This is a genomic window from Burkholderia sp. 4M9327F10 (assembly GCF_005503145.1).
Lineage (GTDB): Bacteria > Pseudomonadota > Gammaproteobacteria > Burkholderiales > Burkholderiaceae > Paraburkholderia.
The window spans coordinates 1-16,599 of sequence record NZ_SCNV01000105.1; the positions used below are offsets into that span (position 1 = coordinate 1).

The window sequence follows — 16,599 nt, forward strand, 5'->3', positions numbered from 1 at the left end:
CCCATCCCCCGCCCCCGTCTCCCTCCTGAAAGGAAGAATAGGTAATCCGTCAGTAACCTCCTTTCACGTCCGCTGTCCTAGACTCGCTCTCCAATGTTGTTCGGGAGCGCTCTCATGTCACAGCCGGTTGCCGTCGCGATCCATTCCCTTCATTCCTTCGAGCTGACCGGCGATGGCCAGTACCTCATGGTCAAGGGTAATCAGCCGGATAGCATTGCCTTGCATTACTCGGTCATGCACGAGTTGCTGGCGGCCATTTCCAATGCCATCGGCTGGTCGGCGCGGGTGCGGCAGCAAAGCGATGACGTGAAATTCGCCATGCCCTGCGAGGCCTGGGCGGTCGGCAAGGACAAGGGTGAGTCCTCCCATCTGCTGCTCTCGTTTCGTCTACCCGGCGGCGCCGAGCTGTCGTTTCGCATGCATCGCGCCGAGGTGCGCCATATGACCGAAGTGCTCTCGCTCGTCACAGGCCTCACCCAAATCAACGGCGCAGCCAGCGTTCGCCTCCAATAGCGCGACCGTGCCCATTGTTCGCTTGCGGCCCCGCGCTCGCTTTCTCTCTCTTACATCGCCGTCCTCCGGCCCGGAGCAACGGCTAAAGATGTGCCTTCGTTCCTCCTACTGTGTGTCTCTTCTGTCAGCCTGTATGAACCTCGAAACACTTTCGGCCCGTTGCACCCGCGCGCTGACATTCATCGGCCTGAGCGTCACCGCCGCCTCAGCCTATGCCACCACCCCGTTCGTGGTGCGCGACATCCGCCTCGAAGGCCTGCAACGCGTCGAACCGGACACCGTTTTCTCGTATCTGCCCATCAAGCAGGGTGACACCTTCACGGACGACAAGGCTTCCGACGCCCTGCGCGCACTCTATGCGACCGGCTTCTTCAACGACGTCAAGATCTCGGCCGATGGCGATGTCGTCGTGGTGCAGGTGCAGGAGCGCCCCGCAATCGGTACGATCGATTTCGCGGGCATCCACGAATTCGACAAGGACAACCTGACCAAGGCGCTGAACTCGGTCGGGCTGTCGCTGGGCCGCTACTACGACAAGTCGCTGGTCGACCGCGCCCAGCAGGAACTCAAGCGCCAGTACCTGACGCGCGGCTATTACGCCGCCGAAGTCACCACCACGGTTACGCCGATCGACCGCGATCGCGTCGGCCTGCTGTTCTCGGTGATCGAAGGTCCGAGCGCGAAGATCCGCCAGGTCAACCTGATCGGCAACAAGGCGTTCAGCGACAGCACCCTGCACGACGAGATGCAGGAGTCCACACCGAACTGGTTCTCGTGGTACACGAAGAACGATCTGTACTCGAAAGACAAGCTGACCACCGACCTCGAGAACCTGCGTTCGTACTATCTGGACCGCGGCTATCTCGAGTTCAACATCGATTCGACCCAGGTCTCGCTGTCGCCGGACAAGAAGGACATGTATCTGACGCTCACCCTGCACGAGGGCGAGCCATACACGGTTTCCGGCATCCGTTTGTCGGGCAACCTGCTCGACCGGCAGGCCGAACTCATGAAGCTCGTCAAGATCAAGGCGGGCGACCGCTTCTCGGCGGCCAAGCTGAAGGCCGCCACCAAGGCGGTAGTCGACAAGCTCGGTGAATACGGCTACGCGTTCGCCACGGTGAACGCCCAGCCGCAGATCGACCAGCAGCACCATACGGTCGACCTGACGCTGCAGGTCGACCCGAGCCGCCGCGTGTATGTGCGCAACATCAACATCGTCGGCAACACCCGCACGCGTGACGAAGTGGTGCGCCGGGAAATGCGCCAGCTCGAGAGTTCGTGGTTCGACTCCGGGCGTCTCGCGCTGTCGAAGGACCGTATCAACCGTCTCGGCTACTTCACCGATGTCGACGTGACGACGGTGCCGGTCGAAGGCACCGCCGACGAGGTCGACATCGACGTCAAGGTCACCGAGAAGCCCACCGGTTCGATCACGCTCGGTCTCGGCTACGGTTCCGGCGAAGGCCCGATCATTTCGGCGGGGGTGTCGCAGGACAACGTGTTCGGTTCGGGCACGAGCCTCTCGGTGAACGTGAACACGGCCACCACGTTCCGCACGCTGACGGTCACCCAGGTAGACCCGTATTTCACGGTGGACGGCATCAAGCGCATTACCGACGTCTACTACCGCACCAGCGAGCCGCTCTATTACTCGAACGTTACCGACACGAGCTTTCGCATCATCACGCTCGGCGCCGACCTCAAGTTCGGCGTGCCGTTTTCCGAATCGGACATGGTCTACTTCGGCACCGGCATCGAGCAGAACCGGCTCGACGTGGACTCGACCACGCCGCAAAGCTATATCGACTACGTGAACGACTTCGGCCGCGTGTCGAACAACGTTCCGCTGACGCTAGGCTGGTCGCGCGATAACCGCGACAGCGCGCTGGTGCCGAGCCGCGGCTACTTCACCCAGTTCAACGCCGAGTACGGCACGCCGATCGCCCGCACCACCTACTACAAAACGGATCTGCAAGCGCAGTACTACTACTCGTTCGCCAAGGGCTTCGTGCTCGGCCTGAACTTCCAGGGCGGTTACGGCAACGGCCTGGGCGGCGAGCCGTATCCGATCTTCAAGAACTACTATGCAGGCGGCATTGGTTCAGTGCGCGGCTATGAGCCGAGTTCGCTGGGTCCGCGCGACGCAACCACGGGTGACCCGATCGGCGGCTCGAAACTGCTGGTGGGCAACATCGAACTGACCTTCCCGCTGCCGGGCACGGGCTACGACCGCACGCTGCGCGTCTTCACCTTCGTCGACGGCGGTAACGTCTGGGGTACGGAAGGCAACAGTACCGGCGCCAACGGCCTGCGCTACAGCTATGGCGCCGGTCTCGAATGGATCTCGCCGATCGGGCCGCTCAAGCTCGATTTCGGCCTGCCGATCGTGCGGCATGCGGGCGACCAGTACCAGAAGTTCCAGTTCCAGATTGGTACGTCGTTCTGACGGCACAAGCCGCGCCGCATAAGCCGCGCGTGAGCGACGCGCGGCTTTCACAGCAATCCTGACAATTTACTTTCACCCATTTACGGAATCGAAATATCCGGCCCGTGGCGGCGTGCAAAGGGTGCCCGCGCCGGGTCCCCGGAAACCGCAATGTTCCGACAACCTTCGCCCCTCATAATCCCCGGCTGCGCTGCATTGTCGGCTTCCGGGCAGGAAGGCGCGGACGTCGATCGTTGCCATTGTGATGAGATTCTCCGGAGGCCTGCTGCCGATGCACCTGTCTGTTTCAATCGGGCAAAAGCGTTACGGTGTTTTACACAGCGCCCGCCGCGTAACGCCTCGCAACCACTTTAAGGGTCGCAAGTCACAGCAAGCCCCCTGGTGCACATTAAACTCCTGCGCATGGCTATCCAAATCCTGGTCGTCGACGACGACACCGACCTGCGCGATCTGCTGCGCACCTATCTCAGCAACTCCGGCTTCGAGGTCTCGGTGCTGCACGGCGCCAGCTCGCTGGAGCGACGGCTCGAACGGGAGCGTCCCGATCTCATCGTGCTCGACCTGATGATGTCGGATATCGACGGCCTGACGGCCCTGCGCAAGCTGCGCGCAACCGGCGACGACATCCCGGTGATCATCCTGACCGCCAAGGCCGACGACGTGGACAAGATCGTCGGCCTCGAACTGGGCGCGGACGACTTCATCGCCAAGCCGTTCAACCCGCGCGAGTTGCTGGCGCGCATCCAGGCCGTGTTGCGGCGCCGCATCACCCCCGCGGCAGCGGCGCCCGAGCAGCGTGAACCGTTCAGCTTCGGCCACTTCACACTCGACTTCCAGTCGCGCACGCTCAGCCAGCAGGGCCGCCCCCTCATGCTGGCCGACAGTGTGTTCGCGTTGCTGAAGATCTTTGTCGACCATCCAATGCACGCGCTCAACCGCGAGCGCCTGCTCGAGCTGCTGCACGGGCCGGAATATGACGGCACCGATCGCGGCGTCGACGTGCAGGTCTGGCGCCTGCGCCGCATCGTCGAAGCCGACCCGTCCACGCCGCGCATCATCCAGACGGTGCGCGGCCGTGGCTATATGTTCGTGCCCGACGGCGCCGTCCAGCCGGGCGCCTCATGATTCGCGACCCGTCAGGCGACAATGCCTCCAGCCTTCGTCAATACGAAGCAATGGACGCGTGGAGGGTGACAACACGCAGTAAACGTGGCACTTTTCCGCAGTTGCAAAAAAACACATTTTTTTGCCTCGGCCTGCTCCCGCTAACCGGGCATATGACCCGATTGCGGCAACAGGCGCGAGCAGTTCTTGCCGGTGCAGCCAACGCCGGCCGCATCGAACCCAACGCCAACGGCACCACCAGTTTTCGGAGATTGATATGAGCGAAGCCGTGTCCACGCAGCCCAGGCGATCGCGCTTCTGGTTCATCCTGATCGCGGTCATAGTGCTGGCGCTGGTCGCGCTCGTGGTCGTGCACCTGCTGACCCGCAGCAAACCGGCGCGCGGCGCGCCGCCGCAGGTCGTCACGGTCGCCACCGCTACCCTCGGCGCGATGCCGGAAACCCTGAGCGAACTGGGCACGGTCACGCCCACCGCGACTGTCACCGTATTGCCGCAACTGAGCGGCTATCTGACCGCCGTCGGCTATCGCGAAGGCCAGGATGTCGAGAAAGGCCAGTTCCTCGCCCAGATCGATCCGCGCCAGTACGAGATCGACAAGCAGCAGGCCGAAGCACAACTCGCCAAAGACCGGGCCTCGCTCGCCCAGGCCCGCTCCGACCTCGCGCGCTATCAGCAGTTGAATGAGCACAAGTCGATCGCCGAGCAGACCTTCGTCGACCAGCAGTTCCTCGTCCAGCAGGACGAAGCCGCGGTCAAGGCGGACCTCGCCAACATCGCGCAATACGATCTCGACCTCGTCTATTGCCATATCACCGCGCCGGTTGCCGGACGCGTCGGCCTGCGCCTCGTCGACCCGGGCAACTATGTCACCGCGTCGTCCTCGCCGGGCATCGTGGTCATCACTACGATGAAGCCCACCACGGTGCAGTTCACGGTGCCGCAGGACCAGCTCGCCACCGTGCTGCAGCGCATGAACGGCGGCGCGAACCTGCCGGTCACGGCCTACAGCAGCGACAACTCGAAGCAGGTTGCGAGCGGCACGCTGTACGCGGTCAGCAACCAGATGGCGACAGCCACGGGCACGGTCACCTTGCGGGCGACCTTCCCTAACGACGACGAAGCGCTGTTCCCGAACGAGTTCGTCAACGTCAAGCTGCTGGTCGACACGCTGCAAAACGCCGTGCTCGTGCCCACCCCGGCCGTGCAGACCGGCGCCCCGGGCGACTACGTGTACCTCGTGAACGCAAACCAGACGGTGTCCGTGCATAAGGTCACGCTTGGACCGAGCGACGGCAAGAACACGGTGATCGCCTCCGGGCTGCAGGCCGGCGATATCGTGGTGACGGACGGCACGGACCGGCTGAGCGACGGCGCGAAGATCCAGGCTGCGAGGGCGCGGCCCGCTTCGGGCGCGAGCGCGGGTGCGGGTGCAGCGGCTCCCGGATGGAGCGGCGCGAATGGCGCCAGCGGTGCCAACGGTACAAGCGGCGCGCACGGTCAGCACAGACGGCCTCACGGCGCCTCGGGGGCCGATGCCGCCTCTGCAGATGCAGCTTCGTAGTAGCGGACCCAGCCAAGCCACGCGCCGATGAATATCTCCCGCCTGTTTATTCTCAGACCGGTAGCCACCCTGCTGCTGATGATCGCCCTCGTGCTGGTGGGCCTCGTCGCGGTACGCGTGCTGCCGGTTTCCTCGCTGCCGAGCGTCGACTACCCGACCATCCAGGTGCAGACCTTCTATCCCGGCGCAAGCCCGGACGTGATGGCCACCACCGTGACCGCGCCGCTCGAAGTGCAACTGGGCGAGATTCCCGGCCTGCAGCAGATGACGTCGTACAGCTCGGACGGCGCCTCGGTAATCACGCTGCAGTTCGACCTGTCGCTGAACCTCGACATTGCTGAACAGAACGTCCAGCAGGCCATCAACGCGGCCAACAGCTACCTGCCGAGCGGCTTGCCCGCGCCGCCGACCTACGCCAAGGTCAACCCGGCCGACCAGCCTATCCTCACGCTCGCGGTGACCTCCAAGTCGATGTCGCTCACGCAGCTGGAGGACGCCGCCAACAACCGCCTCGGCACCAAGATTTCCGAAGTGTCGGGCGTGGGCGTCGTGACCACCAGCGGCGGCAACGTGCCGGCCATCCGCGTCGAAGCGGACCCGCAAAAGCTGGCTGCCTACGGCCTGAATATCGACGATCTGCGCACGCTGCTCAGCTACGTCAACGTCAGCCAGCCGAAGGGCAACTTCGACGGCCCGGACCTCGACTACACGATCAACGGCAACGACCAGATCAGCGATCCGAAAGACTACATGGACACGGTGATCGCCTACCAGAACGGCGCACCGGTGTTCATGCGCGACGTCGCCAGAGTCACCTCGGCCGCCCAGGACGTCGAGCGCGGCGCCTGGTACAACGGCACGCCGGCGATCGTGCTGAACGTGCAGCGCCAGCCGGGCGCCAACGTGATCGCCACCGTCAACCAGATCATGCGGCAGTTGCCGCAGCTCGAATCGACGCTGCCGGCCGGCATGAAGGTCACGGTGGTGTCGGACAGCACCGGCGTGATCCGCTCGTCGGTGTCGGACGCGGCGCTTGAACTGGTGCTCGCCATCGTGCTGGTGGTGGCGGTGATCTTCGTGTTCCTGCGCAACGTGCCGGCCACCATCATCCCGAGCGTCTCGGTGCCGGTGTCGTTGATCGGCACGCTCGCCGTGATGTATCAGCTGAACTACTCGATCGACAACCTCTCGCTGATGGCGCTGATCATCGCCACCGGCTTCGTGGTCGACGACTCGATCGTGATGATCGAGAACATCGTGCGCTATCTGGAGGAAGGCAAGAGCCCGCTCGAAGCGGCGCTCGAAGGCGCCGGGCAGATCGGCTTCACGATTCTGTCGCTGACCATTTCGCTGATCGCGGTGCTGATTCCGCTGCTCTTCATGGGCGGCGTGATCGGGCGGCTCTTCAGCGAGTTCGCGGTGACGCTCGCGGTCACCATCGTGCTGTCCGCGGTGGTCTCGCTGACCGTGGTGCCGATGCTCTGCGCGCGCCTCCTGCGCGCCCAGGCCGAACGTCATCCGAGCCGCTTCGAGCGCTTCAGCGAAGGGCTCTTCGACAAGACCCTCGCTGCCTACGAGAAAGGCTTGCGCTGGGTGCTCGACCACCAGTTGCTGACCCTGCTGGTGGCGATCGGCACCGTCGTGCTCACCGCCGTCCTGTACATCGTGATCCCGAAGGGCCTGTTCCCGGTGCAGGACGTGGGCGTGATCCAGGGCATCAGCGTGGCCGACAACTCCGTGTCCTACTCGGCGATGGTGACCCGTCAGCAGGCGCTTGCCGATGCGATCCTGAAAGACCCCGACGTCGTTTCGCTCACCTCGTATGTCGGGATCGACGGCACCAACACCACGCTGAATAACGGCCGCTTCCTGATCAATCTGCGCGACCACGACAAACGCTCGGCCAGCGCCGAGGAGATCGCGCGGCGCCTGCAGCAGGAAGTCGCCAATGTGCCGGGAATCAGGCTCTACATGCAGCCGGAACAGGATCTGACGCTCGACACCACGGTCTCGCCGAACCAGTACAGCTTCGTGCTGCGCGGCCCGAGCCAGCAGGCCTTCCAGAAGTACGTGCCTGAACTGGTGGCGCGCATGAAGAAGATTCCGTCGCTCGCCGATGTGCAAAGCGATATGAATACCGACGGTCTGAGCGTGAACGTCGAGGTGAACCGGCAACTGGCGGCGCGCTTCGGCATCACCCCGGCCACCATCGACAACGCGCTTTACGACGCGCTGGGCCAGCGCATCGTCTCAACCATCTTCCAGCAGTCGGACCAGTACCGCGTGATTCTCGTCGCCAAGCCGGAGTCGTTGCCCAATGTCGCGTCGATCGGCAACCTGTACCTGCCTAGCGAGACGAGCAGTTCGGGCCAGGTGCCGCTCTCCGCGATCGCCAAGATCCAGATCGTCAAGTCGCCGCTCGTGGTGAGCCACCTGGCGCAGTTCCCGGCCGTGACGATCTCGTTCAACCTCGCCAAGGGCGCGTCGCTGAGCAGTGCGGTCAAGGACATCCACGCGGCCGAACAGGCGGTGAACCTGCCGCCGTCGATCACCTCGTCGCTGCAGGGCGCGGCCCAGGCGTTCGAAGACTCGCTCTCGAGCGAAGTGTTCCTGCTGATCGCCGCGCTGGTGGCCGTGTATATCGTGCTCGGCGTGCTGTATGAGAGCTTCATCCATCCGGTGACGATTCTCTCCACCCTGCCCTCGGCGGGTATCGGCGCACTGCTCGCGCTGATGATGGCGGGTAGCGACCTCGATGTGATCGGCATTATCGGCATCGTGCTGCTGATCGGCATCGTCAAGAAGAACGCCATCATGATGGTGGACTTCGCGCTCGAAGCCGAACGCACGCACGGCAAGCCGCCGCGCGAGGCGATCTTCGAAGCGTCGCTGCTGCGCTTCCGCCCGATCCTGATGACGACGCTCGCCGCCATGCTCGGCGCCCTGCCGATGCTGCTCGGCACCGGCACCGGTTCGGAACTGCGCCGCCCGCTGGGCCTCGCGATCATCGGCGGGCTGACCTTGAGCCAGATGCTGACGCTCTTCACCACGCCGGTCATCTATCTGTACTTCGACCGGATGGCCGAGCGCACACGGCGCTGGCGCAACCGCAACCAGCCCACGGGCACGCCTGACGGCACGGCGGGGGACGCGCCTTGAACATCTCGGCGTTATTCATCAAGCGTCCGGTCGCGACCACCCTTCTGGCGATCGCGATCCTGATCTCCGGGACGCTCGCCTATTTCCGCCTGCCGGTCGCGCCGCTGCCGAACATCGCGTTCCCGGTGATCGTGGTGCAGGCCAACATGGCGGGCGCGAGCCCCGACATCATGGCCTCCACCGTGGCCGAGCCGCTCGAACGGCGGCTGGGTACGATTGCCGACGTGGAAGAGCTGACCTCGATCAGCTATGTCGGCTCGTCGATGATCGTGGTCGAGTTCGGCCTGAACCGCGACATCAACGGCGCGGCCCGCGACGTCGAAGCGGCCATCCAGGCCGCGCGCGCCGACCTGCCGACCACCCTGCGCAGCAATCCGACCTACCGCCAGTACAACCCGGCCGATTCGCCGATCATGGTGCTCGCGCTGACCTCGGACACGCTCACCAAGGCGCAGCTCTACGACTCCGCGGATTCGGTGATCCAGCAGCAGCTCTCGCAGGTCAACGGCGTGGGCCAGATCACGCTCGGCGGCGGTGCGCTGCCCTCAGTGCGGGTCGAGTTGCAGCCGGGCAAGCTGAACAGCTACGGCATCGGCCTCGAAGACGTGCGCGCCGCGATCTCGGCGGCCAACGCCGACAGCGCCAAGGGCCACCTCGACCAGGGCGAGCAGCGCTACGTGGTGTTGTCCAACGACCAGATCACCAAGGCCGCGCCCTACCGCGACCTCGTGGTGGCCTACCGCAACGGCGCACCGGTGATGCTGCGCGACGTCGCCCAGGTCAGGGACTCCAACGAAAATATCCGCAACGCCGGGCTCTACAACGGCAAGTCGGCGGTGCTGGTGATCGTCTATCCGATGCCCGGCAGCAATGTCGTGAACACCGTCGCGCAGATCCGCAACGTCCTGCCGGCCATCGAGGCGACGCTGCCGCACAGCGTTCATGTGTCGGTTGCGGTCGACCGCTCGGAATCGGTCCGCTCCTCGGTGGGCGACACCGAACGCACGCTGTTTATCGCCGTGCTGCTGGTGATCGGCGTGGTGTTCATCTTCCTGCAGTCGCCGCGCGCCACGCTGGTGCCCGCCGTCGCGCTGCCGCTGTCGATTGTCGGCACCTTCGGGCCGATGTACCTGCTCGGCTACAGCATCGACAATCTCTCGCTGATGGCGCTCACCATCGGCACCGGCTTCGTGGTCGACGATGCGGTGGTGGTGCTGGAAAACATCACGCGCCACCTCGAAATGGGCCTGAGTCCCAAAGAGGCCGCCCTGAAAGGCAGCGGCGAAGTGGGCTTCACCGTGATCTCGATGAGCCTGTCGCTGATCGCGGTGTTTTTGCCGATCCTGCTGTTCCCCGGCATCGTCGGCCTGCTGTTCCACGAGTTCGCCGTCACGCTGTCGATTGCGATCCTGTTTTCGCTCGTCATCTCGCTCACGGTCACACCGGCCATGTGCGCCTATGTGCTGAGCCGCAACAACGCGGGCCACTCGCAGGCCCGCTGGGCGAAGTGGATCGAGCGGCAGTTCGAGCGCTTCAAGAATGCCTATGCGCGTTCACTCACGGCCGTACTGGACCGTTCGCTGCTGGTGATCGTGCTGCTGTTCCTGCTGATGGTGGGCAACGTCTTTCTGTTCACCAAGCTACCGGGCACCTTCTTTCCGGAGCAGGACACCGGCATTCTGATCGGCCAGATCATCGCCGATCAGAGCATCTCGTTCCCGGCGATGCAAAAGAAGCTTGAGCAGTTGCAGGAGATCGTGCAGAAAGATCCGGCGGTCCAGTCGGTGGCCGGCTTTACCGGCGGCCGGGCGCTGAACACGGCGAACGTGTTCGTCGAACTGAAGCCGCTCGCCGAGCGTCATGTCAGTGCAACGGAGGTGGTCAACCGGCTGCGGCCCAAGCTGCGCCAGGTCTCGGGCGCACAGCTCTTCATGCAGGCGCAGCAGGACCTGCGCATCGGCGGGCGGCAGTCGGCGGCCGAGTATCAGTACACGCTGACAAGCGAGGATTCCGCGGCGCTGTTCGCCTGGACGCCCAAGCTCGTCGCCGCACTCAACAAGGACCACAACCGGGTGCTGGACGTCAACTCGGACCTGCAGCAAAACGGTCTGCAGACCTATGTCAATTTCGACCGCAGCACGGCGGCCCGCTACGGCTTTGCGCCCAACCAGATCGACAACGTGCTGTATGACGCGTTCGGTCAGCGCACCGTCTCGACCATCTACAACCCGCTCAATCAGTACTTCGTGGTGATGGAGGTGGCGCCGGAATACTGGCAATACCCGCAGACGCTCAATCAGATTTTCCTGAGCACGGCGGCGGGCAATCCAACCGGCACGGCGCAAACACAAATGCCGGGCTCGACCGTCACCGGCGTGACGGCGGCAAGCGCGGTCAGCACCACGACGAGTTCGTCGTCCAGCACCAACTCGCTGAATTCGAACGCGCAGGCCAACGCGACCAACAACAGCATCTCCAACAGCAAGGGCGGCACGTCGAGCGGCAGCGCGGACAGCACGGCGGCGGAGACGATGGTGCCGCTGCCGGCCATGTCGAGCTTCGTGAACAACCACACGTCCACTCAGGTCAATCACCAGAGCGGCCTGGTGGCGGGGACGATCTCGTTCAACCTGCCGGCTAACGGCTCGCTGACCACGGCGAAGGAGGCGATCGACGACGCCGCTCGCGAGATCGGCATGCCGGCCAGCATACACGGCGCCTTTGCCGGCGCGGCGCAAGCCTATGCCCAGTCAACCGGCACCATCCCGTTGCTGATCGTGGCGGCGCTCGGGGTCGTCTATATCGTGCTGGGCGTGCTGTACGAGAGTTCGATTCACCCGATCACGATCCTCTCGACACTGCCTTCGGCCGGCATCGGCGCCACGCTCGCGCTGCTGATTTTCGGCACGCCGTTCTCGGTGATCGCGATGATCGGCATGATTTTGCTGATCGGTATCGTCAAGAAAAACGGCATCATGATGGTGGACGTGGCGATCCAGTTGCAGCGCAAGGAAGGCGTGCCGGCCAAGGAGGCGATCCACTCCGCCGCGGTCGTGCGTCTGCGGCCGATCATGATGACCACGTTCGCCGCGGTGCTCGGCGCCGTGCCGCTCGCAATCGGCATCGGCCAGGGCGCGTCGCTGCGTCAGCCGCTCGGTGTCACCGTGATGGGCGGCCTGATCCTGAGCCAGGTGTTTACGCTCTACACGACGCCGGTGATTTACCTCTACCTGGACCGTCTGCGCGGCAGGCTCGCCAGATGGTCGTCAGGACTGCCGTGGAACCGCCAGGCGGAACAGATGGGGCCACCGGCGCGACCGGGGCAAACGGATACGAAGGCATGATGATGAAGATTTACCGCAACTCTCTCACCGCTCTTGCCACCCCGCTCGCGGCTGCGGCAGCCCTGCTGCTTGCCGCCTGCACGGTCGGCCCGGACTACCGCCGGCCGCAGGTCAGCGTGCCTGCCACCTATCGCGAGCTGCCCGGCTGGACCCAGGCCGAGCCGGCCGCGGACGGTCCGAAGGGCGCGTGGTGGACCGGCTTCAACGACCCGCTGCTCGACGAGCTCGAACCGCAGGTGGTGGTCTCCAATCAGACCGTGCGCCAGGACTACGCGAACTACCAGCAAGCGATCGCCGAAGTGAAGGTCGCCAACGCAAGCCTGTTTCCGACCATAGGCATAACCGGTTCGGGCACCAAGGCGCGTTCTGCGACCGGCAACACGGCCCATGTGGTCAACTCGGGATCGCTGGAAGGCAATGTGAGCTGGGATCTCGACCTGTGGGGTTCGGTGCGCCGCACCATCGAGGAAAACTCGGCGACCGCGCAGGCGAGCGAAGCGACCCTTGCCAACGCCACGCTCTCGGAACAGATTGCGCTCGCCAATGCGGTGATCGAACTGCGCACGAGCGACGCCAATATCGATCTGCTGCAGGCCACGGTCAAAGCGTATCAACACTACCTGGATGTGGTGGCGAACCAGGACAGGTTCGGCACCATCGCGCCGTCCGACCTGGTGACGGCGCGCACCCAGCTCGAGACCGCCCAGTCGAGCCTGATCGCACTCGGCGTGGCGCGTGCGCAGTATGCACATGCAATCGCGGTGCTGGTCGGCAAGAATCCGGAAGACCTGGACATTCCGCATAGCACGTCGATGCCCACCTTGCCGTCGATTCCGGTCGGCGTGCCGTCGACGCTGCTGCAACGGCGGCCCGATATCGCCACCGCCGAGCGCCAGATGGCGGCCGAGAATGCGGCGATCGGCGTGGCCATCGCGGCGTACTACCCCACCGTCTCGCTCTCCGCGCTGGATGGCTTCTCGCAGTCGCCGCTGGGCGGCTTGCTGCACGTCGCCAACTACGTCTGGTCGCTCGGCGGCAGCGCCACCGAGACGATCTTCGACGGCGGCGAGCGCAGCGGCGAAGTGGCCGCGGCGAGAGCCGCGTACGACGCGGCGCTCGCCAATTACCGCGGCACGGTGCTCAACGCGTTCGAAGATGTCGAGAATGACCTCTCCGGCCTGCGCATTCTCGCCCAGCAGGCCGATGCGCTCGACGCCGCCGTGCGCGACGCGACCCACGGCACCGAGATCGCCTTCAACGAGTACCAGGCGGGCACGGTCGACTACACCACCGTGGCGACGGCCCAGGCAACCCAGTTGAGCAATCAGCAGACGGCGCTGAGCGTGCAGCAGTCTCGCCTGCTCGACGCGGCTTCGCTGATCGGCGACCTGGGCGGCGGCTGGTCGGACAGCGAATTGCACGATCCGCGCCATCCAGACCGTCAGCCGGCGGCAGCGGCGCCGGCCGCATCTGCACCGGCGGCGCAAAGCGGCCCTGCAGTCAGCCCGGCAGTCAGCCCTGCAATCAACCCAGCAGTCAGCCCGGGGACGCAGGCGTCCGCTTCGGTGCAGTGAGCGTCACGCGCAGCGCCGCGGCTGCGCTGCGCACGCCGGCCTTCCAGCCGGCTAAGCCGCCCAGCGCGGCCCGAACTGTGATTGCACATCCCCCATGGCTGCGCTAGTGTTGTGTGTTGTCATGCCCACCGGATCGTCATCATGCGCACTCTGCCCCGTTTCTTCGCCCTGAGCATGACAAGCGGCGCCATTGCGATGCTGAGCGCATCGGCAAGCGCCGCGCAACCGCCGTCCGCGCCGCTGCCGCTCGATCAGTTGCGGCTCTTTGCCGAAGTATTCGGGCAGATCAAGCAGGAATACGTCGAACCGGTCGACGACTCCAAGCTGCTCACAGCGGCCATCAAAGGCATGGTGTCGAGCCTCGATCCACACTCGGCCTACCTCGACAAAACCGACTTCAAGGATCTGCAGGAGCAGATCACCGGCCGCTTCGCCGGCATTGGCATCGAAAGCGGCACGGAAGACGGTCTCATCAAGGTGATCGCGCCCATCGACGACACGCCCGCGTTTCGCGCCGGCATTCGTCCCGGCGACCTGATCATGAGCATCGACAACAAAACGGTGCGCGGCATGACGCCGGACGAAGCCTCCACGCTGATGCGCGGCAAGCCGGGCACCAAGGTCACGCTGACCCTCTACCGCAAGAGCGAAAACCGCACCTTTCCGCTGACCGTTACGCGCGCCCTCATCATGCTGCAAAGCGTGAAAACGGCCACACCGGCGCCCGGCTACGCTTACGTGCGCATTACAAGCTTTCAGGAACGCACGACGCCCGATCTGGCGGAGAAGCTGCGTACCATCGCCCAGCAGCAGCCGGACCTGAAGGGGCTGATCCTCGACTTGCGCAATAACGGCGGCGGGCTGGTGGAAAGCGCGGTGGGCGTGGCGGGCGCCTTCTTGCCGCGCGATTCGGTGGTGGTGACGACCAACGGCCAGGTCGAATATTCGAAGCGCGCCTATCGCGACGAATACGCTTACTATCGCCTCGCGTCATATACCAGCGACCCGTTGCTGAACGAGCCGGCCATCTTCAAGACCGTGCCGATGATCGTGCTGACCAATGCCTACACCGCGTCGGCCTCGGAGATCGTGGCGGGCGCGTTGCAGGATGCGCACCGGGCGCTGATTCTCGGCAAGACGACCTTCGGCAAAGGGTCCGTGCAGACTTCGATGCCGCTCACGCCCGACACGGCGCTGCGCCTGACGACCGCTTACTACTACACGCCGAGCGGCCGTTCGATTCAGGATATCGGCATCCGTCCGGATGTAGCGGTGGACCAGTTCGCCGACGGCGATCCGGACGATGCGCTCGTCACGCGCGAGGCCGATTATCCGAATCACCTCGCGAATATTCAGGATCCCAACGAAAAGAAGGAGCTGCAGGCGCGCGAGCAGGATCGTCAGGAGCAACTGCGCCTGCTCGAGGAGCAGAGCGACCGCGAGACGCCGGAACAGCGCCAGAAAGACCGCGACCGCGCACCGGTGGAGTTCGGTTCCAGCGACGACTTCATGCTGCAACAGGCGCTCAACAAGCTGCAGGGCAAGCCCGTGCAGCTATCCAAGGCGCTGCTCGAGCGCCGGCTGGCGCAAAGCGATGCGCCGGCGTCGTCGGTGGCGGCAGCGGAGCCAGATGAGCATTGAGGGTACGCGGCGGGTTGGGCGGTGCGAAACGGTGAGCTCACTTGCCGCGCGGCAATGCTTCGAGCCGCTCGATGATGTCCTTGGGCAAGCGCCGCTCCCTGGCAATGGCAACGCAATCGCGATCACGCAGGTCAGGAATCGAAGGATCGCCCCCCGCATCGATAAGTAATCCTAACGTAAGCAGCGCGGTCCTGGAGGGTTTGCCGGGTTGGTTCATTGTTCGTCTCTCCCGTCAAATGTGTTCGCCCAGCCCCCAATGATCTCCGGCCAACGATGTACTACAGTGGCTCCAGTGTGATCTTCAATACGCGGCCGGGAAACCTCCCGCCCGTGGTCCGTTACCTGCCCCCTCAAAGGAAACCATCATGAGCAAGCTCACCGGCAAAGTAGCCGTCGTCACTGGCGCATCGAAAGGTATCGGCGCCGCCATCGCCAAGGCGCTCGCGGCGCAAGGCGCGTCGGTCGTCGTCAACTACGCCTCCAGCCAGGCCGCCGCCGACGCGGTTGTCGCCGCCATCACGCAAGCCGGCGGCAAGGCAATCTCCGTGCGCGGCGACGTGTCCAGGGCAGCCGACGCGCAAGGCATCATCGACGCCGCCATCGAAGCGTATGGCCGCCTCGACGTCCTCGTCAACAACTCGGGTGTCTACGAGTTTGCACCGCTCGAAGCCATCACCGAAGAGCATTTCCACAAGCACTTCAATATCAACGTGCTCGGCCTGCTGCTCACCACCCAGGCAGCGGCCAAACATCTCGGCGAAGGGGCCAGCATCATCAATATCGGCTCGGTCGTCAGCCGCCTGACGCTGCCGGGCGGCACCGTGTACACGGCCACCAAGGGCGCCGTTGACGCAGTCACCGGCGTGCTGGCACGCGAACTGGGACCGCGCAAGATTCGCGTCAACTCGATCAATCCGGGCATGATCGAAACCGAAGGCACGAAAGACGCCGGCTTCATCGGTTCGGAGATGGAAACCTGGCTTGTGAGCCAGACGCCGCTCGGCCGCGTGGGTCAGCCCGACGATATCGCCAAGGTCGCCGCGTTCCTCGCCTCGGACGAAGCCGGCTGGATCACCGGCGAAACGCTGCTGGCCGGCGGCGGCTTACGTTAAGGGTGAAACGCCGGGTGTGCCGGACGCAGGACCGGCCACCCGGCGGCAGCCGTTGTGTCAATCGTAGTCGTCGCCTCGCTCGTGCCATTCGGCTCAGTGGCATCCCCCATCCCCCATCCCC

General features: G+C 64.5%; 11 protein-coding genes. 10 read left to right on the plus strand and 1 reads right to left on the minus strand.

The window, feature by feature from the left end:
- The first annotated feature begins 114 nt into the window (after positions 1-114).
- The 9 genes from FFS45_RS40150 to FFS45_RS40190 all read left to right on the plus strand — a co-directional run bounded on the left by FFS45_RS40150 (position 115) and on the right by FFS45_RS40190 (position 15,366).
- On the plus strand, positions 115-513 hold the full coding sequence (locus FFS45_RS40150; RefSeq protein WP_137960148.1) for a hypothetical protein: 399 nt from the start codon (positions 115-117) through the stop codon (positions 511-513).
- Positions 514-646: 133 nt separating this feature from the next.
- Positions 647-2,962, plus strand: coding sequence for an outer membrane protein assembly factor BamA (bamA, locus tag FFS45_RS40155; protein WP_137960149.1), 2,316 nt, complete (start codon positions 647-649; stop codon positions 2,960-2,962).
- Positions 2,963-3,364: 402 nt separating this feature from the next.
- Positions 3,365-4,087, plus strand: coding sequence for a response regulator (locus tag FFS45_RS40160; RefSeq protein WP_137960150.1), 723 nt, complete (start codon positions 3,365-3,367; stop codon positions 4,085-4,087).
- Complete coding sequence (locus FFS45_RS40165; protein ID WP_137960151.1) at positions 4,084-4,347, plus strand: hypothetical protein; 264 nt, start codon at positions 4,084-4,086, stop codon at positions 4,345-4,347. The genes FFS45_RS40160 and FFS45_RS40165 overlap by 4 nt, the downstream gene beginning before the upstream one ends.
- Positions 4,344-5,648 carry an efflux RND transporter periplasmic adaptor subunit gene (locus FFS45_RS40170; protein WP_137960152.1) on the plus strand — a complete coding sequence of 435 codons (1,305 nt, stop codon included), beginning with the start codon at positions 4,344-4,346 and terminating at the stop codon, positions 5,646-5,648. Before FFS45_RS40165 ends, FFS45_RS40170 begins: the two co-directional genes overlap by 4 nt.
- 27 nt (positions 5,649-5,675) lie before the next feature.
- Positions 5,676-8,807 carry an efflux RND transporter permease subunit gene (locus FFS45_RS40175; RefSeq protein ID WP_137960153.1) on the plus strand — a complete coding sequence of 1,044 codons (3,132 nt, stop codon included), beginning with the start codon at positions 5,676-5,678 and terminating at the stop codon, positions 8,805-8,807.
- Positions 8,804-12,151, plus strand: a complete 3,348-nt coding sequence (locus FFS45_RS40180; protein WP_137960154.1) for an efflux RND transporter permease subunit — start codon at positions 8,804-8,806, stop codon at positions 12,149-12,151. The genes FFS45_RS40175 and FFS45_RS40180 overlap by 4 nt, the downstream gene beginning before the upstream one ends.
- Positions 12,151-13,725: an efflux transporter outer membrane subunit gene (locus FFS45_RS40185; protein WP_249363122.1), complete on the plus strand. Its 1,575-nt coding sequence runs from the start codon at positions 12,151-12,153 to the stop codon at positions 13,723-13,725. Before FFS45_RS40180 ends, FFS45_RS40185 begins: the two co-directional genes overlap by 1 nt.
- Positions 13,726-13,899: 174 nt before the next feature.
- Positions 13,900-15,366, plus strand: coding sequence for a S41 family peptidase (locus FFS45_RS40190; RefSeq protein ID WP_249363123.1), 1,467 nt, complete (start codon positions 13,900-13,902; stop codon positions 15,364-15,366).
- 37 nt (positions 15,367-15,403) lie between these two features.
- On the opposite strand, the gene FFS45_RS40195 is transcribed toward FFS45_RS40190, so the two are convergent.
- Positions 15,404-15,583, minus strand: a complete 180-nt coding sequence (locus FFS45_RS40195) for a hypothetical protein (protein WP_137960157.1) — start codon at positions 15,581-15,583, stop codon at positions 15,404-15,406.
- Positions 15,584-15,731: 148 nt separating this feature from the next.
- Between FFS45_RS40195 and FFS45_RS40200 the strand changes: the two genes are divergently transcribed.
- Positions 15,732-16,478 (plus strand): glucose 1-dehydrogenase, encoded by a 747-nt coding sequence (locus FFS45_RS40200; RefSeq protein ID WP_137960158.1) that lies wholly within the window; start codon positions 15,732-15,734, stop codon positions 16,476-16,478.
- Positions 16,479-16,599 lie beyond the last annotated feature (121 nt).

Bases quoted from the DNA above. Each gene is read 5' to 3' on its own strand.
- FFS45_RS40150 (WP_137960148.1), top strand. From the start codon at position 115: ATGTCACAGCCGGTTGCCGTCGCGATCCATTCCCTTCATTCCTTCGAG.
- bamA (WP_137960149.1), top strand. From the start codon at position 647: ATGAACCTCGAAACACTTTCGGCCCGTTGCACCCGCGCGCTGACATTC.
- FFS45_RS40160 (WP_137960150.1), top strand. From the start codon at position 3,365: ATGGCTATCCAAATCCTGGTCGTCGACGACGACACCGACCTGCGCGAT.
- FFS45_RS40165 (WP_137960151.1), top strand. From the start codon at position 4,084: ATGATTCGCGACCCGTCAGGCGACAATGCCTCCAGCCTTCGTCAATAC.
- FFS45_RS40170 (WP_137960152.1), top strand. From the start codon at position 4,344: ATGAGCGAAGCCGTGTCCACGCAGCCCAGGCGATCGCGCTTCTGGTTC.
- FFS45_RS40175 (WP_137960153.1), top strand. From the start codon at position 5,676: ATGAATATCTCCCGCCTGTTTATTCTCAGACCGGTAGCCACCCTGCTG.
- FFS45_RS40185 (WP_249363122.1), top strand. From the start codon at position 12,151: ATGATGAAGATTTACCGCAACTCTCTCACCGCTCTTGCCACCCCGCTC.
- FFS45_RS40190 (WP_249363123.1), top strand. From the start codon at position 13,900: ATGACAAGCGGCGCCATTGCGATGCTGAGCGCATCGGCAAGCGCCGCG.
- FFS45_RS40195 (WP_137960157.1), bottom strand. From the start codon at position 15,583: ATGAACCAACCCGGCAAACCCTCCAGGACCGCGCTGCTTACGTTAGGA.
- FFS45_RS40200 (WP_137960158.1), top strand. From the start codon at position 15,732: ATGAGCAAGCTCACCGGCAAAGTAGCCGTCGTCACTGGCGCATCGAAA.